Origin of the sequence: Thalassotalea nanhaiensis, assembly GCF_031583575.1 — a bacterium.
Taxonomy (GTDB): Bacteria; Pseudomonadota; Gammaproteobacteria; order Enterobacterales; family Alteromonadaceae; genus Thalassotalea_A; species Thalassotalea_A nanhaiensis.
Map to the genome: position 1 here is coordinate 2,189,285 of NZ_CP134146.1, position 24,203 is coordinate 2,213,487.

Genomic DNA, 24,203 nt, shown 5'->3' on the forward strand with positions numbered 1-24,203 from the left:
GTAAAGGATTCAAGGCGTTTTGAAGGCCTGAAATAAAACTCAGACCCATAATTGTTTAATCGATTTGTTTCAAGTCATCTTCTTCGGGTTTAAAAAGCCAGTAATCTAAACTCACGTATCTACCAGCACCAATAAAAAACAATGCTAATAACATAATAAAATAAGTGGCCGCGAATTCTATGCCATTATTAAGTAATACCACATTACCTTTTTCGTAAAGCCATTCCGGATTGCCATTCTCATCAACAATGTCCCTGATCTTACTTAACCTAATACTTGCTTCTTCACTATTCTTTAGGCTGTTATCGGCAGTTTCAAAACCAACCCAAGAAAAAACTTGAGCTGAGCTAGTAGATGAATTTGTAGGAGTTATAGCGTACCAACCATTATCAAGATGAACCGTTGTTGCTGCGACAATCATAGTAAACATTAACGGAATACTAAGTAAGCGTGTTGCTAAGCCGATTAAAATTAACCAACCACCAAAGAATTCAGTCCATGCCGCAAGATTGGCCAATAATTCTGGGAACGGTAATCCTAAGCCCCATTCGGAGTTTCCAAACCATTGAGCAATTTCTGGTTTAACCATGATTTGTTCTAAAAGACCAAGTTCGTCATTACTTAATTGCATTTTATTGTAACCAGCAATTATAAAAACTGGCGCTAAAAAAACTCTTAAGAGTAAAGCAGGAATAGCATCTAGCTTTAATAACTTATCAACGACCGTGTTATATAAATTTATAATATTCATAATTGTCCTTAAATTAGTTTTAATATTGTTTTCAATAACTAATAAGAACATTGTAGTTCAAATAAAATTTCGTACATTATTTGAATGGAGCTTTTATGTCAATTATCGATTAATTGTAAATATTTCTTAATATAGCTTAGATAACAAAGATCTTTTATTAATTGCGTTGTATATTAAGGTTATAAAAATATTCATTAAGACGTGAGGATATATGTCTGAAAAACCAAGTGTTATTAAAAAAGTATTCAAAAAATTATGGCTGATTTTAAACACCTCGAGAAAGGTGTTTTTAAATTTAGTGTTTTTTGGATTTGTAATCATATTATATAACGTGTTAACTGATGACTCTCATGAAGTTAAAGTACCAGCTAAAACTGCATTAGTGCTTAACTTTTATGGCACTATTGTAGAGCAAAAACAAACTGTTGATCCTGCTGATGCAATAATGCAAGAAGCATTTGATCAAAAAGAAGAAAATCCTGAAATGTTGATCACTGACATTAAAAATGTGATCAAAACCGCTAAAGATGATAACCGAATTAAAACACTAGTCTTGTACCCGCAAAATCTGAAGCGAGCTGGTTTACATCACTTACAAGAAATTGGTACAGCAATTAACGATTTTAAACAATCAGGCAAGGAAGTTATCGCTTTTGGTGATTATTTTAGTCAAGATCAATACCATATAGCGTCTCACGCAGATAAGGTTTGGATAAATCCTGAAGGCGCCATAGTTCTTGAAGGTTATGGTCGTTATAGAACGTATTTCAAAGCTGCGTTAGATAAACTAAACATAACTGCTCATGTATTTAAAGTTGGTACATATAAGTCTGCGGTAGAACCATACCTTAGAGACAATATGTCTGATAATGCTAAAGAAGCTAACAAACAGTGGCTTGATCAGCTATGGACAAGTTATAAACATGATATAGCGGAAAACCGCAACTTGGATATGGCTAACTTTGATGAAACAGCTGTAGGCTTGTTAGAAAAGCTTGAAAAAGCTGAAGGCAGTTTTGCTGTTTACGCTTTACAAAGTGGCTTAGTAGATGAACTGAGAACACGTGAACAAATACGTCTTTCAATGATTGATAAAGTTGGTAAAGCAAAACGTGGCAACCACTTTAGTCAAATTAATTACAAAGATTACTTAAAGGCAAATAAGGCCCCTTTCCCAGTTGTTAACCCTATGACAGACAAAGTCGCAATTGTTGTTGCTAAGGGAGCAATTTTAAATGGCGATCAAGAGCCAGGAACTATTGGTGGAGATTCAACGGCGAAGCTTTTACGTAAAGCACGTTTAAATGATAAAGTTAAAGCCGTCGTGTTGAGAGTTGATAGCGGCGGTGGTAGTGCCTATGCTTCAGAAATTATTCGCCAGGAAGTTGAATTATTGAAAGCGGCTGGCAAACCGGTTATTGCTTCAATGGCAAATTACGCTGCGTCTGGTGGCTACTGGATTTCAGCTTCTGCAAATGAAATTTGGGCATCTCCAAATACAATTACCGGCTCTATCGGTATTTTTGGTATGTTTCCAACATTTGACCGAGCGTTAGACAAATTAGGCATTCATACTGACGGTATAGGCACTACTGACCTTTCTGGTCTTGGTGTTAGTCGACCATTAAACAAAGATATTGGTAACATCATACAAGCAAGTATCAATAGAGGTTACAAAGAATTCCTTACCCTTGTTTCTGAAAGTCGAGGTATGACGTTAGAACAAGTAGATGCAATTGCACAAGGCCGTGTATGGACAGGTGCAAAAGCTCAAGAGTTAGGTTTAGTTGATAAACTTGGAAACTTAGACGACGCGGTTATCGCTGCTGCAGACAGAGCGGGTTTGAAAGCTTACGATACTTGGCTTGTTGAGAAAGAACTGAGTGCAAAAGACATGTTCATAAGAAATATGTTTGAAACAGCACAAACATTTTTTCCAGAAACAGAATCTCCAATGATGAGTGTGTCTAACCCCACCCTTAAACAACGTATTATGACAATGATTAATGAGTTTGAGAGCATCAATCAATTAAATGATCCTAAAGGTGTATACTCATTCTGTTTAGTTTGTGAAGTAAACTAAATACATAGAAATTAAGCAGGAATTTTATTCCTGTTCCCCAAAAAAATAAAAGTCGAGGCATGTTCCTCGACTTTTTATTTCTAAAACAGGCAATTTAGTATTAATGAACTAGAATTCATATTCGACAGCCTATTAGATTGGGAACCGAAATATGAGTAACAACCTTGCACAAGCCAAGCTATTTTTTGAAGCATGCGAAACTGGCAAAGGATGGGAGTCTTGTAAAGCATACTGCCACAATGATGCCTCTTTTTCAGCACAGTCATCAGCGCTTGCAGACATAACCACCCTTGAAAACTATACCGATTGGATGAAAAACCTACTCACTCCAATACCTGATGGACACTATGACTTAAAATGCTTCTCTGAGGATAAAGAGCGCGAATGTGTTGCTGCGTACGCAGTGTTTCATGGTACGCAAACCGGACCTGGGGGCCCAGGAGAGCCAACGGGTAAATCCATTGAAGCCGACTATGTTTATGTAATGCAGTTCGAGGGAAACCTAATACGGCATATGACAAAGATATGGAATGACGCGATAAGTCTTCAACAATTAGGTTGGGCTTAAGCTTAACTAAGTCGTAATAAAATACACATGAAAATGAATAGGATCACATCATGTGATCCTATTTTTTGCTCATGGAAGAGCTATATGCAGAAATGCCATGGATGGCGTATTTCTGCTTTGCTCATGGAAGAGCTACATGCAGTAATGTCTGAGAAGTACATTAGCTAAGCATTAATTAATATAAACAGGTTTTATTCGCTCAAGCAAAGGAAATTCTTCTTCACTTAAAGGGCCACAATTTAACCATTGCTTTAGCTTGGTATTTATATTTATTTCTTCACCCTGTACCATTTTGTCTGACAATAATTGAACTTGAACGGCCAGCCTTTGCTCAGAAAATTGCTTTGGTGACTCGATATTAGCAAGAATTTCCAATTCTAGAGTGAGTTGTTCACGTAATTGTGTATTACTTGGTTTAGTCAAAGCGAATTGAACTGTTTTTTGCCAGCTTGTAGGTAATGCAGAGTAGCTACTATTGTCATTAAGCTTTGTTACATCGCCTTTAATTACATTAAATATATTAACGAATATCTGTTGCTTCAATACGAGTTTAGCTTGTTTAATTTTGTCTTTAACATTATTTTCAGCACTTACACCTTGATTTAACAATGTTTTAAGCAAGGGTTTGGTGCCTTTTATACTGCTAACGAGTTGCTCAAGACTTACAAGCAAATTTTGAAGTTCTTTTAATTCATCTGTCGATGATATTGACTCATTTAAAGCTGATAGTTGTGAGCTGAACTCTTCAGTTTGAGCATTTAATTGAATTTGCTCTTGCTGTTTGATTTCGTTTCGTTTAGCGAACGCTTTATCGTTTATTTTTCTAAACGACATCCAAAGACTGTTTTCTTTATTCGGACCCGCATGCCCTATTTCTTGCCATTTGTGCTGCAATGATTTCAGCTCATTAATCGCTGAAAATACATCTTCACTATCTAGTTGTTGCTTTGCTTTTTCAATTAAGGCTTGCTTTAATTCAGCATTTTCTTGGTGAAATGCATTTATGGCTTTTTTTAACGGCTCTATTAGCTGATTGAATTTTGGTTGAATCTTTACATATTCTTCACGATCTACTTCACCAGAGTCACGCCATTCTTTTAAAAGTTTATGAAGTTGATTGTCAATATCTCGCCAATTGACTTGTTCAGCTTTTGATTGATTTAACAATGCTTCAGCTTTATCAATTACTTGTAATTTTTGCGTTAAATGATTTGCTCTAATATTCGCTTGTTCGGCATAAAAAGCTCTACAAGGTGCAAAAGCAAGCTCACAGGCTTTATTAAATTCTGCATTGAGCTCTTTATCTAACGTTTCATCTGCATGCCCCAAAGAATTCCAATGCTTTCTAAATGTTTTAACTTGTTCTGCTTGCGCCATTGGATTGTCGAGAGGTTGTTCAATAAGGGCTTTAATTTCTTCCAGCATTTCTTGCTTTCTTGGCGTTACAATGAATGCTTCAAGCTCGTGCAGTTCATTAATTTTAGCTGTAACGGTTTCAAAATCGGCAGTTATCCGCTCTTGCTGACTTGTCGATAAGTCATTAATTAAAAAAGTTAATTTTTTATGTAAACCAAAAGCAGATTTATATTTCCCGTTTGCCATTAAACGTTTTAGTTCTGATACTTTCTTACGAAAATGTTCAAAAGCTATATGCTGTTGTTTTACAAGAGGCTTAAGAGCGGCAGTCCAACTAGACTGTAATTCATCTCGAGCACTTTTTATTGATTGCGGTAGCACATCATTGGCTAAATTATTTATTTGTTGCCATTGCTGTTGCCATTGATCAAACACGGGTTTACGTAAATTAAGTTCTTCTATGTTTGCAGGTATGGCTAACGTTGATAGTTTCGAAATTAGTGATGTGGCACTACTTACGCATTCAGCTACTTCAGGTAACTGGTTAAGTTTATTATGTAGGTTTTTAACCTGAGCGTAAGATTTGGTTTTATCCGTATCAGAAATTGTTGATGATTCAATTTGAGTATTTATACTGTCTAAATGCTGGCTGACTTTAAATTCATCTAATTCAGTATTTTCAAACACTGCTTCACTAATTTGTTGAGATATTATTGTTATTTCTGCATTAATTGCTTTCAGTTCAGATTGTTGTTTAGCTTTTTGATCGTCAATAAATTGCTGATGTAAGTATGCTTCTTCACGTTGGCCAAAATGCTTTTTAAGTTGTTGCTGTATATGTTCGTGTTTGTCGAGATATTGCTGCTTTTCTTCTTCACCTAAGTGAACAAATTCGGCAACAACTAATTGCCACTCTGCTTCCAATGAACTTTTACGCTCTTGCATGTCTTTATAATCTTGCAAGTCTTTTAAGGCAAGTAACTTAGATAAAAGTAGCTGTAATTGTTTTTTAATTTTTCCTGGCTTAGCAGCAATTTCTTGCAAGTCATTTAGCTTATTAACAAGTTCTAATTTAAATTTATCATCAGTTAACTTTTTCGCTAATTTTTCAAGCAATCCGATATCATCTATACCGGATAAAATTTCACGCTGTAAATCGATATTATCAGTTTTAACAATAAACTGAGCTAATAAATGCGGTTTGTTAACTTTAGATATTAACGCTTGCAGTATTTGATGATCATGTTCAGCCATTAACCAACTTTCTAAAAATTTCGTTTTATCACAATGTTGCAAATAAGCGTTTTTTTGAGAATTAGTAACTGTATCAGATTCTAAAATTTGCAGTTGTACGCGCTGGTGAGCAAACTGACGAATAGTCAGTTTGCTATGATTATTTGCCATGCTGAGAAACTGTTCAAAATCGTTTAACTTAAGCAAAGCGGCTCTACACACTAATTCGCTGTTGTCATTTTCTATCAACTGTTTAATAACATCTACATTGGCTTGTTCGAGTAAATCAAGCTCTTGTATTGCTTGAATACGGACATTTGCGTCTTTATGCTGCCACTTTGCTTTGAAAAGTTTGTTAAAAATCATAAGTCGGTAAACCTAGCAATGTCGTCATTGTCTTCTGAAGTTTCTGCCTTGGCAGCTTGTTTAAATTGTTTTTTTAATTCAGCTTTAGTTTTATGAACAATTTCACCATCACTGCCAACAGTAAGGATATCGTCACTGTCTAAATGCCTTGATTGGTACGCCATAGCAAGTTGCAGCGCAGAATCTCTTTGCGCTTTGTCTACAGGTGTACCTTCAGGCCATTTACCAGTTTCAGCGGCATGCTTAAGACGTTCATACATTTCAATCGACATATTATCGACAACTTCAAAAAGATCCATGTCTACTCTACTTTTTCTTTAACATTAAAATTCGAACTCGGTTAACAATATACCAGGCAAAACCTAAAACGGCGGTTCCTGTAGCGATACTATATTGCCATGAGTCTGGAGATGGTTCTCCCCAAAACATAAAACCAAAACCACCACAAAATAACAGCATGGCGACCATCGATTGGTTCATTAACTTTTGCGAAGTTTCAAGTCGAGTTAATTGTTGCATATTAACTCGTTGCTCTTCACTTAATTCTCCCAAAACACATTGACAATGACTACACACTGCTGCTTTTGACGAGATTCTTTTTGAACATTTAGGACAATTAATTAATGCCATAATGACCCCTTTACAATAGTTGATTAATTTTACCTAAAAAAAACGCCCTTGCGGACGTTTTTTTACAAATTAACTAAGTTTTTTCTTAAAAATTAAGTTAAAGCTTCTTTTCCCACAGTTCGGCATTCTTTATACCGAGTTTTTTAGGGTCGAATGTATATTTTTCTACGCCAGCTTTGCGTTGCTCTTCATAATCTTTTAAAGCTTTAAGAGCAGGCTTAGACATAAAGAATATAATAAGAATGCCTATTATATTTAACCATGCCATTAAACCAACACCAATATCACCCATGCCCCAGGCAATATCTGCAGCTTTTACGGTACCGTAAAAGGTTGCACTCATAATGGTAGCTTTTAATAAGAACGTTAATGCTGGAGCTTTAAACGTACGTTTAATCCAGTAGATATTATTTTCAGCAATAAAGTAATAAGCCAATATTGTCGTAAAGGCGAAAAAGAATAACGCTATTGCAATAAATGGCTTACCAACACCAACAAATACACTATCTACAGCCATTTGGGTAAATGCTGGGCTGTTAGCTGCAACTTCTGCTGCAACGTTTTGTACGATAAACGCATCGCCAACACCGTGAACATTGTATGCACCAGTGATAAGGATCATAAATGCTGTTGCAGAACAAACAAATAATGTATCAATATAAACTGAAAATGCTTGTACTAAACCTTGTTGAGCCGGGTGATCAACTTCAGCAGCCGCTGCGGCATGAGGACCAGTGCCTTGACCTGCTTCGTTAGAATAAACACCACGTTTTACGCCCCAACCTATTGCTGCACCGACACCAGCCATCGGAGTAAAAGCATCGCCAATGATTAACATAAATACGTGAGGTAGTTGATCAATATTTAAACCAATAATAATCAAAGAAACCAAAATGTACGCTAACGCCATAAAAGGAACCACAACTTGGGTGAAGTGAGCGATACGCTTAACACCACCAAAAATGATAAATCCTAATAAGATTACAATCGCAGATGCGGTATAAATTTTGGCATAACTGATTACACCTAAGGCAGTATCTAGAGTTCCTGCAGTACCAAAAGCTTGTTCAACAGCTTCACCAATACCATTTGATTGCACCATAGGTAACATTACGCCACAAGCTAAAATAGTCGCAATTGCAAATATCCAAGCGTACCACTTTTGTCCCATAGCTTTTTCAATATAGTAAGCTGGACCACCTCGGTATGAACCGTCACATTCTTCTTTATATATTTGAGCAAGCGTTGATTCTACATAAGCGGTTGATGCGCCTAAGAATGCTACAATCCACATCCAAAAAACAGCACCAGGTCCACCAAAACCAATAGCAGCAGCAACACCGGCAATATTACCGGTACCCACACGACCTGATAAAGAAACGGCTAAAGCTTGGAAAGATGAAATACCTTGCTCTGAACTTTTACCTGACAACAGTAAACGGTACATCTCTCTGAAGAAACGCACTTGAACAAAACGGGTTTTGTATGAGAAAAACAAACCAGTGCCTAAACAAAGGTATATTAGTGCTGGGCTCCAAATGATCCCATTTATAAAATTAACAAACTCTAGCAAGGAAAACTCCTAAATATTATTATTATTGTAAAACCCACAAGTCATTGCTGACTGTGGATGTTTATAAGCTGAGTTCAAAAACTCAAACTCAGCATTTTAATGACTTATCTTAAATCATCTACAACATGATAGATAGCAGTCAGGGTATCTCTTCCAAGGATGCTACTGCGATTGTCATTCCACCCTACCATAGGATCAGGCAGTAAATCGTTATCTTTAAATGGCATTTCAACGGTATAAGCCAAACATTTAAACTGTTCGCCAACCCAGTTAGAGCCAACAGTTAGGTTAGCTTGACCTGGTTTATCTTTATCATAACCTCGGGTATCTTGAAACTCAGGAGTAATCGCTAAAAGAACATTCTTAAATTTCTCTTCCAACATTTTATGACGCTCGTCATATGAAGGGATACCCTCACAACCAGCAACAAAATTAACTGGTAACGCTTCATCGCCATGAATATCAAGATGCATATCCACACCGACTTGTTTCATTTTTTCTGTCACAAGATAAACTTCTGGACTCTTTTCCATTGATGGCGTTTGCCACTCACGGTTCAAGTTAACCCCTAAAGCATTAGTTCTTAAGTGACCACGATAACCGCCATCTGGATTCATATTGGGTACCATGTAAAAAACGGCCTTACTGAATAAAGAACGAGCTGTGCCGTCATCTTCATCAAGTAAACGATCAATAAAACCTTCCATAAACCACTCAGCCATAGTCTCACCAGGATGTTGACGAGCTGTCAGCCAGATATTCATTTTACCTTCTTCGGGTTCACCAACTCTTAATAAGCTAATATCACGACCATCATGTGTTTGACCTAATACTTCCAACTGACAGTCGGCATCAAGTTGTGCTTGATGGATCAAGTCTTGATGACGCTCATAGCTATAAGGCACAAAATAAGCAAAGTACATTGAATCAAATTCAGGGGTAACGGTAATCGTTAAATTTTGGCCATCAAATGTTGTAGGCACACGAAACCAGGTAATTCGATCATAAGAGGCTACTGCTTGGTAATCGGTCCAACCTTCTACATAAGCTGACTGACCTGCATTGGTAATCGCTAATGTGTGCTCACAGCGTTCGGTATTGTGCAATTTGAAATGAAACCATTGATAAAACTCAGATTGATTATCGTGTTTAATTTCAAGTTGAATATCGTTTGCTGAATCAGCCTTAATGACACGGATATTACCGCTGTCAAAATTTGAAGAGATTTGCATAGTAAACCTTTTACTTATTTAAAATTTTGAATCAGTGTACACAAGTGTTTGCATGATAAAAAGTAAGGAAAGGAAAAATATAACAATAAGATAAATATATAACTGTAAAGAGTTTAATACTTAATCAAATTACCATTAATGTAGTTTATCGGCTACGTAAAAACAGGCCTAGTTCGGTTGAGTAGCCCATGGATCTATGCTCAATTGTACCAAGCTGATTTAGTACATAATAACTTGGATACGCGGAGACTTGATAACGCTGTTTAACTTCTTCATTGCCTAATAAAATAGGGAAAGTTAGGTTTAAATCTTGAGAAAACAGAGCAACTTCGTCTACATCGACAAAATCTAACGCTACAGCAACAATACTGATATTTTCATCACGCTCGTACAGGTTTTGTAGATTTTGAATGCTTATTCGGCAAACTGAACACCAAGGAGCAAAGAAATACACTACTGTATTATGGTCTACGCCATGTGCGGTTTGATAAATAAATGACTCATTGCCTTCAAGAGAAGTTAGCTCAAAGTTTGGTGCGCTTTCTTTTTGCCAACTAGATAACATACTGGTTTCTCTGACCATTGATACTAGGTTGACGATAAGGGCTATTATCAATAACTGTGCAATAAAACCTTTCAATTTAAAATCCTGAAAATAAACTTTATACCTAGTAGACCATAGTTAAACAAAATCTATTTCTTAATATAGAAAATTTAACTGCAATCGGTTATCACCTATTACACTGTGCAAAAAAAAGCCAGTTCGAATTGAACTGGCTTAGTATTATTTAAAAAAGGTAATTATGCTTTTGGTAAATTCTGGAACGTAACGCCAGCCATTTTATGCATAACTTTAACTACCTGGCAGCTATAACCAAACTCGTTATCGTACCATACATATAAAACAGCACGATCGTCTTCAACAATTGTTGCTTGTGAGTCAACAACACCTGCAAAGCGAGAACCAACTAAATCTGTTGATACAATTTCTGTAGACGCTGTGTAGTCAACTTGTTCACGTAATGGAGACTCAAGAGAAACACCACGTAAGTAATCGTTTAACTCGTCACGACTAGTTCCTGTTTTAAGGTTTAAGTTCATGATAGCCATTGAAACGTTTGGCGTAGGAACACGAATAGCGTTACCGGTTAATAATCCTTTCAACTCTGGTAATGCTTTAGCAACTGCTTTAGCGGCACCAGTAGAAGTGATTACCATGTTAAGCGGTGCACTACGGCCACGACGCTCTGATTTATGGTAATTATCAATTAGGTTTTGATCATTAGTGTAGGAGTGAACAGTTTCAACGTGACCGTTCTTTATACCAAACTTGTCATTAAGTGCTTTAAGAACAGGAGTGATCGCATTAGTAGTACAGCTTGCTGCTGAAACGATTTTATCATCATCCAAAATCATATCTTGGTTCACACCGTATACGATGTTCTTGATGTCACCTTTACCAGGAGCTGTTAATAGTACTTTACCAACGCCTGTAGATTGAAGATGTTGACCTAAACCATCTTCATCTGACCAAATACCAGTATTGTCGACAACTAATGCATCGTTAATACCATATTGGGTGTAATCGATTTCGCTTGGAGATTTAGCGTAGATAACTTTAATGTATGCACCGTTAGCACGAATTGCACCTTGGTCTTCATCAACAGAAATACTTCCGTTAAATGCACCATGGATTGAATCGCGACGTAACAAAGAAGCGCGTTTTTCAAGGTCACCATCTTTACCTGGGCGAATAACAATTGCACGTAAACGTAAGTTAGCCATTGGACCAGTACGTTCGATAAGTAAACGAGCTAAGATACGACCGATACGACCGAAACCGTATAGTACAACATCTTTTGGCTCTGGAGCATCTTGCTCTTTTAATGGTGACAATTCTTTTTCAAGATATTGTTCAATTGTAAGATCGTTTGCTTCGCCAAGGAACAAGTAACGGTAAGCCAACTTACCAACATCAATACTTGCTGGACGTAAATCCATGTTACTTAGAGCTTCTACGAAAGGAAAACTTTCACGTAAACGCAATTTGGTTTCTTCATGAGTACCAACATATTTATGTGCCTTGATGATATCAATAGCAGAGGCATTCACTAATGGACGTCCATATACTGAAACCTCAACACCGAAATTACGGTATAACTGGCCAATAATTGGTTGCATTCTTTCAGCGAAGTCTTGGCGTTCCTGCCAACTCTTTTGGTACATTTCCTCGTGTTGAGAAGTCATTACGTAAACCTTAATTGTTAAAACTAAATGGAATTACATCGGTTAACTTTATTATAAAACCAATGCAATATTAAAATTCGGGTGTATTGTAATTGAAGTTGTAACTTTTCTCCACCACTTACAAAACGATTTTTATAAATTTTTAAACAACACGTTTAGTACTATTGGGACGGTTCAAAAATAAGGCTTAAAGAGTTTACGCAGTATCGTTTAAATGTAGGCGCGGGTCCATCATCAAAAACATGGCCCAGGTGTGAATCACAATGCTTACATTTTATCTCGGTGCGTTTCATTCCATGACTATTATCATCTAAATATAAAACAGCATTCTCTATAGATTCGAAAAAGCTCGGCCAGCCACAACCTGATTGGAATTTTTTAGCACTTAGAAATAAGGAGGATTGGCAGCACGCACAGTTATAAGTGCCCTGCTGCCAATGTTCGTTGTATTTGCCGGAAAATGGCGACTCTGTTGCTCCTAGCCGACATACCTGATAAGCGTCAGCCGATAATGTTTTTTTATAGGTATCATCTGCTTTGCTCATAGTACTCTCCGTTAAACTTGTTCTATAGGTCGACCTGGATCTGTCCACTGCACATGAAATTTTTGAGTCTCAGGTTTATCAATACGTTTAAATGTATGAGCACCAAAATAGTCACGTTGCCCTTGTAAAAGGTTAGCAGGTAGAACGTCACTGCGCATCGAGTCATAATAACTGAGTGATGATGAAATTGCCCCGATTGGGATCCCCATCATCGTCGCTTTTGCGACTGCAAAACGCCAGTTTTGTTGATACTGACTTAACTGTTCACTAAAGAATGAATCAAGCAATAAGTTCTCTAACTTATAATCACGTTCAAAAGCATCAGTAATCGACTGTAAAAATGCGGCTCGAATGATGCAGCCTGAACGCCAAATCTTAGCAATGGAAGCAAAGTTTAATTCCCAGTTTTGCTCAACACTTGCCAGTTTCATTAATTGAAATCCTTGAGCATAAGCACATATTTTAGCGCAATACAGTGCATCATGTAATTGCGTAACCATTTCTTGCTTTTGCTCTGGTGAAAATGATTCCACTTGTGGTGCTGACAGTGTTTTAGAGGTTTGCTGACGTAATTCCTTAAATGAAGAAATTGAACGAGCGTAGACCGCTTGGGATATAGTCGGTGCAGGGCAACCTACTTCTAAAGAGCTTACTGCAGTCCATAAACCAGTACCCTTTTGTCCGGCTTTATCAAGAATCAGATCGACAAGGTGAGAACCAGTATCAGGATCTTTATGACGTAATACTTCAACAGAAATACCCATTAAGTAACTATCAAGAACACCTTCATTCCACTGAGCAAAAATGTCTGCGATTTCGTCACATGAGTATTGTAAACCTTCGCGCAGTACATGGTATGCTTCACAAATCATTTGCATATCAGCGTATTCAATACCGTTATGTACCATTTTTACATAATGGCCAGAACCAGCTGGACCTATATAATCCGCACACGGTTCACCTTCTTCAATGACTTGCCCTGGAGCAGTACGTTCAATAGGCTTGCCAGTAACAGCGTCAACCTTGGCTGCAATCGCACTCCATATTGGCTTTACACGAGTCCATGCATATGCAGAGCCACTTGGCATTAATGCGGGACCAAACCTTGCCCCTACTTCACCGCCTGAAACCGCTGATGAGAAAAAGATGAAGTTATCTTTATAAACTGATTCTCTTTCTACAGTATCAGTCCATAAACTATTACCTGTATCGATAACAATGTCATCAGGTTGGATACCAGCACCAATCAAGTTTTGACACACTTGGTCAACTACTTCACCTGCTGGAACTGATAATACGATCAGATGCGGTGCTTTTAATTTGGAAAGCAGTTCGGTATATGAAGAACAGCCTATGACTCTTGGGGCTTGATTATTAGTTTCTATAGCGTCTTGCTCTATTGCTGCAGTAACTTTTTCTGAATCTAAATCAAAAGCAGCAATTTTATAGCCATTGTCAGCTAAATTTAAAACAAGGTTTTTCCCCATAACACCAAGACCGACAAAGCCGATGTCACATTTACTTGTGTTGTTAGACATTTAAAATATTATCCATTTATTCAATGATTTTTATTAACCCACGTATTTTGCCATAGATAGCTTCATTTTGTAATGTTTACAAACTAATTAAGATAAAATCTAATAAAACTACACAAAAACACAAATAAAGCTTGATATTTCGCTCAAATGTTGTAATTTTACTACATTATATTTTCCATAAGGATTTTAAGCATGAAAAAGATTGCAATCAATGGTTTTGGCCGCATTGGTCGATTAGTATTTAGAGCTGCTGCAGAGCGAAATGACGTAGAAGTAGTAGCAATCAATGATTTAATAGACATAGATTATATGGCTTACATGCTTAAATATGATTCAACTCATGGTCGTTTTAACGGTACTGTTGAAGTCTCTGGTAATGCTTTAATTGTAAATGGTAAATCAGTACGGATTACAGCAGAACGTAACCCAGAAAACTTAAAGTGGAATGAAGTTGGCGCTGAAATAGTTGTTGAATCAACTGGTTTGTTTTTAACTGATGAAACAGCTCGTAAACACATTGCAGCAGGAGCGAAAAAAGTAATTTTATCTGCCCCTTCTAAAGATGCTACCCCAATGTTTGTTTCTGGTGTTAACTTTGATGAGTACCAAGGTGAGGACATTGTTTCTAACGCTTCATGTACAACAAACTGTTTAGCGCCATTAGCCAAAGTTATCAATGACAAATTCGGTATTGAAAACGGTTTGATGACTACAGTACATGCTGCAACTGCAACCCAGAAAACAGTAGACGCTCCAAGCGCTAAAGACTGGCGCGGCGGCCGTGGTGCTGGCCAAAACATCATTCCTTCATCTACGGGAGCGGCAAAAGCTGTTGGTCGAGTTATTCCTGAACTAAATGGAAAACTTACTGGTATGGCGTTCAGAGTACCAACTCCAGATGTTTCTGTAGTCGACTTAACTATAAATCTTAAGACTTCTGCAAGTTATGAAGACATTTGTAAAGTTGTAAAAGACGCTTCAGAAGGTTCAATGAAAGGTATTTTAGGTTATACCGAAGATGCTGTTGTATCTAATGACTTTATAGGTGAATCTTGCACCAGCGTGTTTGATGCTAAAGCCGGTATTGCAATGACTGATAAATTCGTAAAACTAGTGGCTTGGTATGATAATGAAATGGGCTATTCAAATAAGGTGCTCGATCTAGCTGCTCATATGTTTGCTTATGAGGAAGCTGTAAACCCAAAGCGATTGGCTAGCTAATTTAAACCAGTGCTATTTAGTTAGCTATAAAAATGTCTGAATATTGAAAGGAGCTTTTAAGCTCCTTTTTTTACATCAGGGATGATGGAATGTCGACTTGCCAAGGATGGCAATAAAGTCGACTCACTTCAGGGATGATGGAATGTCGACTTGCCAAGGATGGCAATAAAGTCGACTCACTTCAGGGGTGATGGAATGTCGACTTGCCAAGGATGGCAATAAAGTCGACTCACTTCAGGGGTGATGGAATGTCGACTTGCCAAGGATGGCAATAAAGTCGACTCACTTCAGGGATGATGGAATGTCGACTTGCCAAGGATGGCAATAAAGTCGACTCACTTTAGGGATGATGGAATGTCGACTTAACAAGGATGGCATTAAGTCAACCCACTTCTAGAATGAAACTGTGTAATTACTCTTAAGTATCGGCGTTGTTATTTAACTTACACCACTGATAGCTAAAATAATTAACGCAAAAAAACGGGACCATATATGATCCCGTTTTTAAGTCAACTTACGCTGTTACTATCACATGTAAAAATTATGCAAATTGCTTTGCTGAAGCGACTGCATTTTTGGTGATTTCTGTAATTTTCGCCCAATCTTTATTGGCAACTGCGTCATTTGGTACTAACCAAGAACCGCCAATACAGCTTACATTGTTTAAACTTAAGTAATTACCCATGTTATCCTGATTTATGCCACCAGTAGGACAAAAACGAATGTTAGGAAAAGGACCTGAAATTGATTTGATCGATTTTGAGCCACCAACAGCTTCAGCCGGGAAAAACTTAAAGTGATCAAACCCTGCGTCAATACCAGTCATTAATTCAGATATTGATGCAATCCCTGGAATTAACGGAATTGGTGAATTTTTAGAAGCTACTAATAGCTCTTTGGTTAAGCCAGGGCTTATGGCAAATTTTGCACCCGCATCAATTGATTGTTGCAAAGTATCAGGATTAGTTACCGTACCTGAGCCAATCATAGCTTCAGGCACTTTAGATGCAATCTCTCTTATCACATCTAAGGCATTAGCTGTTCTTAACGTTACTTCAAGTACATTGATACCGCCCGCAATTAATGCCTTAGCAATAGGCACTGCATCTTCAACATTTTCAATTACTAATACAGGAACAATAGATCCTAATGCAAAGATTTCTTCTGGCTGAGTTTGCCACTTATTTGTTAACGACATACGTCCTCATTTATATTTTGTTGAATTAAGTAGGCACTAGCCCCAATTAAACCAGGTTGTGATTCGGTTATAACAAAGGTCGGTATTCTTGCATTGAAATGCGTAAACCTTCCTTTTGCCTCAAAACGGCGTCTAAAGCCGCTTTCTTCAAAGAACTCTAAAAACCTTGGGACAATTCCACCAGCAATATAGACACCACCAAAACTAGCAGTAGTTAATGCTAAATTGCCGGCAAAACTTCCTAGAGTTTTGCAAAACTGTTCCATTGTTTCTAAACATATATCGCAAGTTTTATCGATTGCACGACTTGAAATCTCGGCCGCACTATAGTTATTGGTATCAACATCACGATAATGACATAACGCTTGATATATTTGCTCTATACCTAATCCTGAAAGCAGTTGTTCATATGATACGCGTGAATATTTCTCTTTTAAGTAGTTTAAAATTGCAATTTCTACATCGTTAATTGCAGCAAAGTCGGAGTGTCCACCTTCTCCGCCAACACTTATCCACTGATCGTTACCCCATATAACATTGGCAACCCCTAAACCAGTACCTGGTCCACAAATTGCGATAGGCTTGTGATTAATAACCTCACCACCACCAATTTTATATTTTTGCCACTCATCCAAACTATTGATCGACCAAGCTATCGCCGTATAGTCATTGATCATGTGTAGGCTTTTTAACCCTAGATCTGCTTTCAATTTTGCCTTTGAAAAACTCCACGGCAAGTTGGTCATATCAATTAAGTCTTGTTCGACAGGACAGGCAATAGCTAAGCATGCGTTAACATTTTGTTTTTCAGTATCTATTGAAAACAATTCAAAATAATCATCGATTACACTACGTAAACTTGCATATTGAGCACACTCATACGTCTTTAAATTTTGAATATTTCCTGATTCATCGTTCATTGCTATACGAAGGTTAGTCCCTCCAATATCAGCAACAATATTTACTGGCTTAGACATTATTTAAATCCTCGGGAAATAATGAACAAGCGCCTAGCTCTGCACCACTAAGACTATTTCGCATAAAGCCAAACATTTCTCGACCCATGCCTTGGTGCTCATGCTGGGCTGCAAATTTCGCTAATGGGCGACTGTTTAATTCTGCTTCATCGACCATTAAGGTCAGTTCGCCGCTAACACCGTCAACCAATATCATATCGCCCGTTTGCACTTTAGCGATTAAGCCACCATCAAGTGCTTCTGGTACTAAATGTATTGCTGCAGGTACTTTTCCTGATGCACCTGACATTCGACCATCGGTTACTAATGCAACATTAAAGCCTTTATCTTGTAGCACACCTAGTGGTGGAGTTAATTTATGACACTCAGGCATACCACGAGCTTTAGGTCCTTGGAATCGAACCACAGCAACGAAATCTTTGTCTAGCGCACCTGATTGGAACGCTGCATCTAGCTCATGTTGATCTTCAAAAACAACAGCCGGCGCCTTGATCACTTCTTGACCAGGTCGTAGTGAAGAGGTTTTTAATACTGAACGCCCTAAATTACCTTTTAGTAATTTTAAGCCGCCATCTGCTTTAAAAGGTGCTCCAGGATTAGCGATGATTTCTAAATCACCTGACTCTTTCGGGCCTTCAACCCAAACGAGTTTTCCTTCTTGTAATGTAGGAACTTGCGTATAACGTTCGAGACCTTGGCCACAGATTGTTTCAACATCTTCATGAAGTAGGCCTGCATCGATTAACTCTCTAAACAATAACGCCATACCACCAGCTTCTTGAAACTGATTAATGTCGGCAAAACCATTCGGGTAAATACGTGTCATTAACGGTACTGCATCGGATAAATCGGCAAAATCATCCCAATTAATAATAATCCCTGCTGCTTTAGCGAATGCAATAATGTGCATGGTTAAATTTGTTGAACCACCTGTTGCCAATAACGCGACAATGGCATTAACAATAGATTTTTCATTAATCATTTTACCAACCGGAACAAAATTACCCGATTGTTGAGTTAGGCGCGTTACTTGTCTTGCTGCGGCTTTAGTCAATTCTTCACGCAGTTCGGTATTTGGTGCAACAAATGATGCTCCAGGTAAATGTAAACCCATCACTTCAACGACTAATTGATTCGAGTTCGCTGTACCAAAAAACGTACAGGTACCAGGGGCATGATAAGATGAAGATTCGGCTTCTAGAAGCTCATCTTCCCCTACTTCACCTTTAGCATACTGTTGTCTAACCCGAGCTTTTTCTTTGTTTGGAATACCTGAAGGCATAGGTCCTGCTGGCACAAACACTGTAGGAAGATGACCAAAGGTCATTGCAGCAATTAATAAACCCGGAACTATCTTGTCACAGATGCCAAGCATTAACGTTCCATCAAACATATTATGGGAAAGCGCTACCGCAGAAGACATGGCAATAACGTCTCGGCTCATCAAACTAAGATCCATACCCGGCTGACCTTGGGTTACACCATCACACATCGCGGGTACACCACCGGCAAATTGAGCTACACCGCCAGTTTCTCTAATCGCCTGTTTAATGATCTCAGGATATGTTTCATAAGGCTGGTGTGCTGATAGCATGTCGTTATAAGCCGACACAATCGCAACATCACTATGATTTAGCTGTTTTAAGATAGACTTATCTTCTTTGCCACAAGCGGCAAAACCATGTGCTAAATTGCCACAAGACAACGCAGAGCGGTGAACTTTTGAAGACTTAGCATTGTCAATTTTTGCTAGATAGTCGGCTCTTTGGCTTTTACTTCGTTCGATAATGCGATTGGTGATCGCGGTAATATTTGCATTCATTTTGATATTTGACATTGGTTATTCCGCCCAGAAAATATTGCAGGTTTTGTCTTTATTTTGTAAAAAGGCTCTTATTGGCATTTGCGTTGCGTCATCATTAGCAAGAGCTTGTGAGATAACATCCTGTTTTGATTGACCGACAACGTGTAAATAAAGATTTGAAGATTGAATTAGTGCAGCAAAGTTAAAGGTTACTCGCTCATATGGAGCGGTAGTTGGTACTACTTTGATTAACGATGGCTCTGCATTTTCGTCAAGCCCTTGATGAACTTGCGCACTACAAGGAAATATTGATGCTGTATGGCCATCCTCGCCCATACCAAGAATAGCGACATCTAAAGGCATAAAGTCATTTGCGAGCTTGGTTAAATCAGCTAAATAACTTTCGGTTAGATTGTTTGCTTGTTTTAACGAAAAGAATGTTGCATTAGTCGCATAATTTTGTAGTAGATTTTCTCTTAATAAACGATCATTTGAATCATTATTTGTCGTATCTACCCAACGATCATCCACTAACGTAACTGTTACTTTAGACCAATCAATGTTTTTATTTGAAAGCTCGGTAAATAATCCTTTTGGAGTGCTACCACCAGAAAAAGCAATACTGGCAGAGCCTTTATCAGCAATTGCTGCAGCTAATTGCTTGGCAATACGCAAGGCAAACTTTTTATCAAGCTGAGGACGCGACTGAAAAGTATTATTAATGATCATTATTCGTCCCAATCCCTATCATCTCGAGCAATAAGAGCTATCGAAGATACAGGCCCCCATGAACCAGCTGCATAACCTTTAGGCGCTTCATTTGATGCGTCCCACGCTGCTTTAATACTGTCTATCCACTCCCATGACGCTTCTACTTCATCACGACGAATAAATAAACCTGCGTTACCGTTAATTGCGCTTAAAATCAGACGTTCATAGGCATCTACTACCCGTGAAGAATCGCTGATATCCGAAAAACTTAAATCAAGCTTAGTTTCATGAATTTCAATTTCTTTAGTAATGCCTGGTACTTTATTCATTACGGTTAATTCAACACCTTCATCAGGCTGAAGACGAATGGTTAATTTATTTGCAGGAAGCTGTGTGTAACTATTACCAAATATGTTGTGAGGTTGATGTTTAAAATGGATCACAACTTCAGAATGTTTACATGGCATGCGCTTTCCTGTTCTCATATAAAATGGAACACCTGCCCAACGCCAGTTATCTATTTCAGCTTTAATTGCAACAAAACTTTCGGTTGAACTGTCTGTTATAGCACCTTCTTCTTCAGTGTAACCAGGTACTTGCTGGCCATTCATATGGCCTTTGGTATATTGACCTCGCACTGTTTTTTCATGAACGTTTGTACGGTCAATTTTTCTTAATGCTTTAATGACTTTAAGTTTCTCATCACGAATATTTTCTGATGATAAATCCGTTGGCGGCTCCATCGCGAGCAAAGAAAGGATTTGTAATAAGTGATTTTGAACCATATCACGCATTTGGCCAGTGTCATCATAAAATCCCCAGCGCCCTTCTATACCTACACTTTCAGCGACGGTAATTTGAACATGATCAATACAGGTATGATCCCAGTTATTACTGAATAATGAATTCGCGAATCGTAATGAAATTAAATTTAATACTGTTTCTTTACCAAGATAATGATCAATACGATATATCTGTGATTCTTTAAAATGTCTACTGACTAAATCGTTTATTACTTTCGAACTTTCAAGATCGTGTCCAATTGGTTTTTCCATCACAACACGAGCGAAATCATTATTTAATTTATGAGCTTTTAAACCATCAGCGATCATTCCGTAGATTGAAGGAGGTGTTGCTAAGTAATGTAAGGTGTATGCATTGGCATCTAGTGTTTTAGCCAATGATTTAAAACCAGCTTGTTCAGCGAAATCTAATTGCACATAAGAAAATAATTGAATAAATTCATCTACCTTTTCGGCCTCAGTTTGATCGCCTACAAAAGTGTTAAGATTTTCTTTTACAAAAGCTTGGAAGCTAGCATCATCAAGCTCTAAGCGAGCTACGCCTATTATTCTAACCTCTTCTACGAGGAGGTCTGCAACAAATAGCTGATAAAGTGCAGCAAACAATTTACGTTTAGATAAATCACCTGCAGCGCCGAACAATACGATTTGTTTAGCTGATAATAATGAAGATTCGGACATGAATATTAATCTCTCAAAATAATGAAAATAAATTACATTTCACACTAATTTAAACTGATATCGTTCTAAGGTAAAGAACTTTTTGTAATTTAATTACAGCAAACAATCCTTTATATAACGAGCGTTTGGGGCTTTAAACTAAATTTATTTGTCAATTAGTTTCAAAATGTATGAAATTCAGTTAGTATTTAACAACAAATATGAAATAAATTTACATAAAAGCTGTTTTATTTCATAAAAATAATTTACAGTAACAGCAATTCAACCGAGGCCTGTTAATGAATATATTAGAAAAAATCACCAACGAGTTTGATTCTTTTAGTAAATCAGAACGTAAAGTTGCGGAAGTCATTTTAGCGTCACCGGCTACAGTTATACATGCAAGTATAGCTGCCCTAGCTAAGCAAGCGAATATAAGCGAGCCTACCGTTAATAGGTTCTGTCGTCGTTTGGACACCAAGGGATACCCTGATTTTAAATTACATTTAGCCCAGTCGTTAGCAAATGGTACGCCTTATGTTAATCGCCATGTAGATGAAAATGATTCTGCAGATGAGTATACAACTAAAATATTCGATTCGACCTTGGCGAACCTTGAAATGGCTCGCAAAAGTTTAGACACAAGTTTGATCAATCGCGCTGTAGATGTATTAACCCAAGCAAATAAAATATCATTTTTTGGTCTTGGAGCATCAGCAGTCGTTGCCCATGACGCGCAAAATAAATTTTTTCGCTTTAATGTTCCTGTTATTTATTTTGATGACATATTAATGCAACGTATGAGTAGTATAAATAGCTCTCAAGGTGACGTTGTAGTCGTTATATCTCATACAGGGCGAACAAAGCCTCTTGTTGAAGTAGCAGCTATAGCACGAGAAAATGATGCCATTGTTATAGGTATTACCGATGCAAATACACCATTGGCCAAAGAATGCAATATTGTGTTGTCACCTACTGTTGCTGAAGATACCGATTTATATATGCCAATGGCTTCTCGCATCGCGCAACTTACACTTATTGATATTTTAGCCACTGGTTTTACATTACGTCGTGGTTCTAAATTTAGAGATAACTTAAAGAAAGTTAAAGACAGTTTACGAAGCTCTCGTTTTGAGCGTAAAGATTAATTAAATATTTACAAAATAAGGTTTCCCCTCCATGCCTAGAAGAACGAAAATTGTTGCTACCTTAGGGCCAGCTACAGATGATATCAATGTATTAAGAGAAGTAATTAAAGCCGGGGTTAATGTTGTACGCCTTAACTTTTCACATGGGGTCGCAGAAGATCATATCAAACGAGCTGAAAATGTTCGTGCTATTGCTAAAGAGTTAAATACATACGTAGCTGTTTTAGGTGATTTACAAGGTCCTAAAATACGAGTTTCTACCTTTAAAGATGGCCCTATTCACTTAAATATTGGTGATAAATTCATTTTAGATGCTGACTTGGGCAAAGGTGAAGGTACTATTGAAAGTGTCGGTATCGATTATAAAGCCTTACCTAAAGATGTTTCTAACGGAGATGTACTTTTATTGGATGATGGCCGAGTACAATTACAAGTTGAAAGTATTGACGGCAATAAAGTTCATACTGTTACCACTGTTGGTGGTCCCCTATCAAACAACAAAGGTATAAATCGCCAAGGTGGTGGTTTATCTGCTGCAGCGTTAACAGCTAAAGATAAAGAAGATATTAAGCTTGCTGCCAAGTTGGATGCAGATTTCTTAGCGGTATCTTTCCCTCGTGATGCAGCAGATATGCGTGAAGCACGTCTATTAGCTCAAGAAGCTAAATGTAACGCTCGCTTAGTATCTAAAATTGAACGTGCTGAAGCCGTAAACGATAATGATGTTCTGGACGGCATTATTTTAGCCTCTGATGTTGTAATGGTTGCTCGTGGTGACCTAGGTGTTGAAATTGGTGATGCTGAGCTTGTTGGTAAACAAAAACACATCATTGCTCGCTCTCGCCAGTTAAATCGTGTAGTGATAACTGCGACTCAAATGATGGAAACAATGATCACCCAACCAATGCCTACACGTGCAGAAGTGATGGATGTTGCGAATGCAGTTCTTGATGGTACTGATGCTGTGATGTTAAGTGCTGAAACTGCTGCCGGTAAATATCCAGTAGAAACTGTTAAAGCAATGGCACAAGTATGTATTGGCGCTGAAAAACAACGTTCTGTTAATATCTCAGGCCACCGACTTGAAATGATGTTTGAAGGTGTATCTGAAACAGTTGCATTATCGGCAATGTACGCAGCTAATCACTTGAAAGGTGTTAAAGCAATTATTTCATTAACGGAATCGGGCATGTCTTCTAAAATCATGTCACGTATTACGTCAGGTTTACCTATTTACTCTTTATCTCGTCATATTAAAACATTGAGTAAATCGGCAATTTATCGCGGTGTATATCCAGTTGAATTTGATTCAACAAATTCAACTGAACACGACTTGTCAAAAGATGTATTAAATGCGGTACTAGAAACTGAAATTTCTGAACTCAATGATGGTGATCTGGTGATCTTTACCCATGGTGATACGATGGAAACTGTTGGTGCATCGAATACGATGAAGATATTAACCGTTAACAAATAAACACCCTCTATTTGTTTAAGAAAGCCAACTAATTTTAGTTGGCTTTCTAGTTTCTAGAAACTAGAAGAAGTCCGTTCTATTT

20 protein-coding genes are annotated in these 24,203 nt (G+C 37.7%); 5 read left to right on the top strand and 15 right to left on the bottom strand.

Annotated elements, in window-relative coordinates; genetic code table 11:
• Nucleotides 1–55: 55 nt before the first annotated feature.
• On the bottom strand, nucleotides 56–751 hold the full coding sequence (locus RI845_RS09575) for an HvfX family Cu-binding RiPP maturation protein (RefSeq protein WP_348389526.1): 696 nt from the start codon (nucleotides 749–751) through the stop codon (nucleotides 56–58).
• A gap of 211 nt (nucleotides 752–962) precedes the next feature.
• Here RI845_RS09575 and sppA point away from each other — a divergent pair, with 211 nt between their 5' ends.
• Both sppA and RI845_RS09585 read left to right on the top strand, forming a co-directional pair.
• Nucleotides 963–2,834, top strand: coding sequence for a signal peptide peptidase SppA (gene sppA / locus RI845_RS09580; RefSeq protein WP_348385966.1), 1,872 nt, complete (start codon nucleotides 963–965; stop codon nucleotides 2,832–2,834).
• 151 nt (nucleotides 2,835–2,985) lie between these two features.
• Nucleotides 2,986–3,402 (top strand): ester cyclase, encoded by a 417-nt coding sequence (locus tag RI845_RS09585; protein WP_348385967.1) that lies wholly within the window; start codon nucleotides 2,986–2,988, stop codon nucleotides 3,400–3,402.
• A gap of 171 nt (nucleotides 3,403–3,573) precedes the next feature.
• Here RI845_RS09585 and RI845_RS09590 read toward each other — a convergent pair whose 3' ends face one another.
• The 9 genes from RI845_RS09590 to gndA all read right to left on the bottom strand — a co-directional run bounded on the left by RI845_RS09590 (nucleotide 3,574) and on the right by gndA (nucleotide 14,122).
• A complete protein-coding gene (locus RI845_RS09590) occupies nucleotides 3,574–6,357 on the bottom strand; it encodes a DUF349 domain-containing protein (RefSeq protein WP_348385968.1) in 2,784 nt (927 codons plus the stop codon).
• On the bottom strand, nucleotides 6,354–6,656 hold the full coding sequence (locus RI845_RS09595) for a YeaC family protein (protein WP_348385969.1): 303 nt from the start codon (nucleotides 6,654–6,656) through the stop codon (nucleotides 6,354–6,356). The genes RI845_RS09590 and RI845_RS09595 overlap by 4 nt, the downstream gene beginning before the upstream one ends.
• A gap of 7 nt (nucleotides 6,657–6,663) precedes the next feature.
• Entirely contained in the window at nucleotides 6,664–6,987 is a 324-nt protein-coding gene (locus RI845_RS09600; protein ID WP_348385970.1) for a hypothetical protein, read from the bottom strand.
• Between the two features lie 97 nt (nucleotides 6,988–7,084).
• Entirely contained in the window at nucleotides 7,085–8,560 is a 1,476-nt protein-coding gene (locus RI845_RS09605; RefSeq protein WP_348385971.1) for an alanine/glycine:cation symporter family protein, read from the bottom strand.
• Between the two features lie 104 nt (nucleotides 8,561–8,664).
• Entirely contained in the window at nucleotides 8,665–9,792 is a 1,128-nt protein-coding gene (locus RI845_RS09610) for a M14 family metallopeptidase (RefSeq protein WP_348385972.1), read from the bottom strand.
• A gap of 145 nt (nucleotides 9,793–9,937) precedes the next feature.
• Nucleotides 9,938–10,432 carry a peroxiredoxin family protein gene (locus RI845_RS09615; RefSeq protein ID WP_348385973.1) on the bottom strand — a complete coding sequence of 165 codons (495 nt, stop codon included), beginning with the start codon at nucleotides 10,430–10,432 and terminating at the stop codon, nucleotides 9,938–9,940.
• A gap of 161 nt (nucleotides 10,433–10,593) precedes the next feature.
• Entirely contained in the window at nucleotides 10,594–12,039 is a 1,446-nt protein-coding gene (locus RI845_RS09620) for a glyceraldehyde-3-phosphate dehydrogenase (RefSeq protein WP_348385974.1), read from the bottom strand.
• Between the two features lie 161 nt (nucleotides 12,040–12,200).
• Complete coding sequence (gene msrB, locus RI845_RS09625) at nucleotides 12,201–12,584, bottom strand: peptide-methionine (R)-S-oxide reductase MsrB (RefSeq protein ID WP_348385975.1); 384 nt, start codon at nucleotides 12,582–12,584, stop codon at nucleotides 12,201–12,203.
• Nucleotides 12,585–12,595: 11 nt separating this feature from the next.
• Complete coding sequence (gndA, locus tag RI845_RS09630) at nucleotides 12,596–14,122, bottom strand: NADP-dependent phosphogluconate dehydrogenase (protein WP_348385976.1); 1,527 nt, start codon at nucleotides 14,120–14,122, stop codon at nucleotides 12,596–12,598.
• Nucleotides 14,123–14,314: 192 nt separating this feature from the next.
• Between gndA and gap the strand changes: the two genes are divergently transcribed.
• The gene (gene gap, locus RI845_RS09635; RefSeq protein ID WP_348385977.1) at nucleotides 14,315–15,343 is read left to right on the top strand and encodes a type I glyceraldehyde-3-phosphate dehydrogenase; all 1,029 of its coding nucleotides are present in this window, start codon (nucleotides 14,315–14,317) and stop codon (nucleotides 15,341–15,343) included.
• A gap of 541 nt (nucleotides 15,344–15,884) precedes the next feature.
• Here the strand turns inward: gap and RI845_RS09640 are convergent.
• From RI845_RS09640 to zwf, 5 genes are read right to left on the bottom strand one after another with little or no spacing between them, the layout of a single operon-like run.
• Nucleotides 15,885–16,541, bottom strand: coding sequence for a bifunctional 4-hydroxy-2-oxoglutarate aldolase/2-dehydro-3-deoxy-phosphogluconate aldolase (locus RI845_RS09640; protein WP_348385978.1), 657 nt, complete (start codon nucleotides 16,539–16,541; stop codon nucleotides 15,885–15,887).
• Nucleotides 16,532–17,518, bottom strand: coding sequence for a glucokinase (locus RI845_RS09645; protein ID WP_348385979.1), 987 nt, complete (start codon nucleotides 17,516–17,518; stop codon nucleotides 16,532–16,534). Before RI845_RS09645 ends, RI845_RS09640 begins: the two co-directional genes overlap by 10 nt.
• A complete protein-coding gene (gene edd / locus RI845_RS09650; RefSeq protein WP_348389527.1) occupies nucleotides 17,511–19,340 on the bottom strand; it encodes a phosphogluconate dehydratase in 1,830 nt (609 codons plus the stop codon). The genes RI845_RS09645 and edd overlap by 8 nt, the downstream gene beginning before the upstream one ends.
• 18 nt (nucleotides 19,341–19,358) lie before the next feature.
• A complete protein-coding gene (pgl, locus tag RI845_RS09655; RefSeq protein WP_348385980.1) occupies nucleotides 19,359–20,051 on the bottom strand; it encodes a 6-phosphogluconolactonase in 693 nt (230 codons plus the stop codon).
• Entirely contained in the window at nucleotides 20,051–21,517 is a 1,467-nt protein-coding gene (zwf, locus tag RI845_RS09660; protein ID WP_348385981.1) for a glucose-6-phosphate dehydrogenase, read from the bottom strand. Before zwf ends, pgl begins: the two co-directional genes overlap by 1 nt.
• Before the next feature lie 278 nt (nucleotides 21,518–21,795).
• On the opposite strand from zwf, the gene RI845_RS09665 reads away from it, so the two are divergent.
• Complete coding sequence (locus tag RI845_RS09665) at nucleotides 21,796–22,644, top strand: MurR/RpiR family transcriptional regulator (RefSeq protein ID WP_348385982.1); 849 nt, start codon at nucleotides 21,796–21,798, stop codon at nucleotides 22,642–22,644.
• Nucleotides 22,645–22,675: 31 nt separating this feature from the next.
• Nucleotides 22,676–24,121 carry a pyruvate kinase gene (gene pyk, locus RI845_RS09670; RefSeq protein ID WP_348385983.1) on the top strand — a complete coding sequence of 482 codons (1,446 nt, stop codon included), beginning with the start codon at nucleotides 22,676–22,678 and terminating at the stop codon, nucleotides 24,119–24,121.
• The last annotated feature ends 82 nt before the right edge of the window (nucleotides 24,122–24,203 follow it).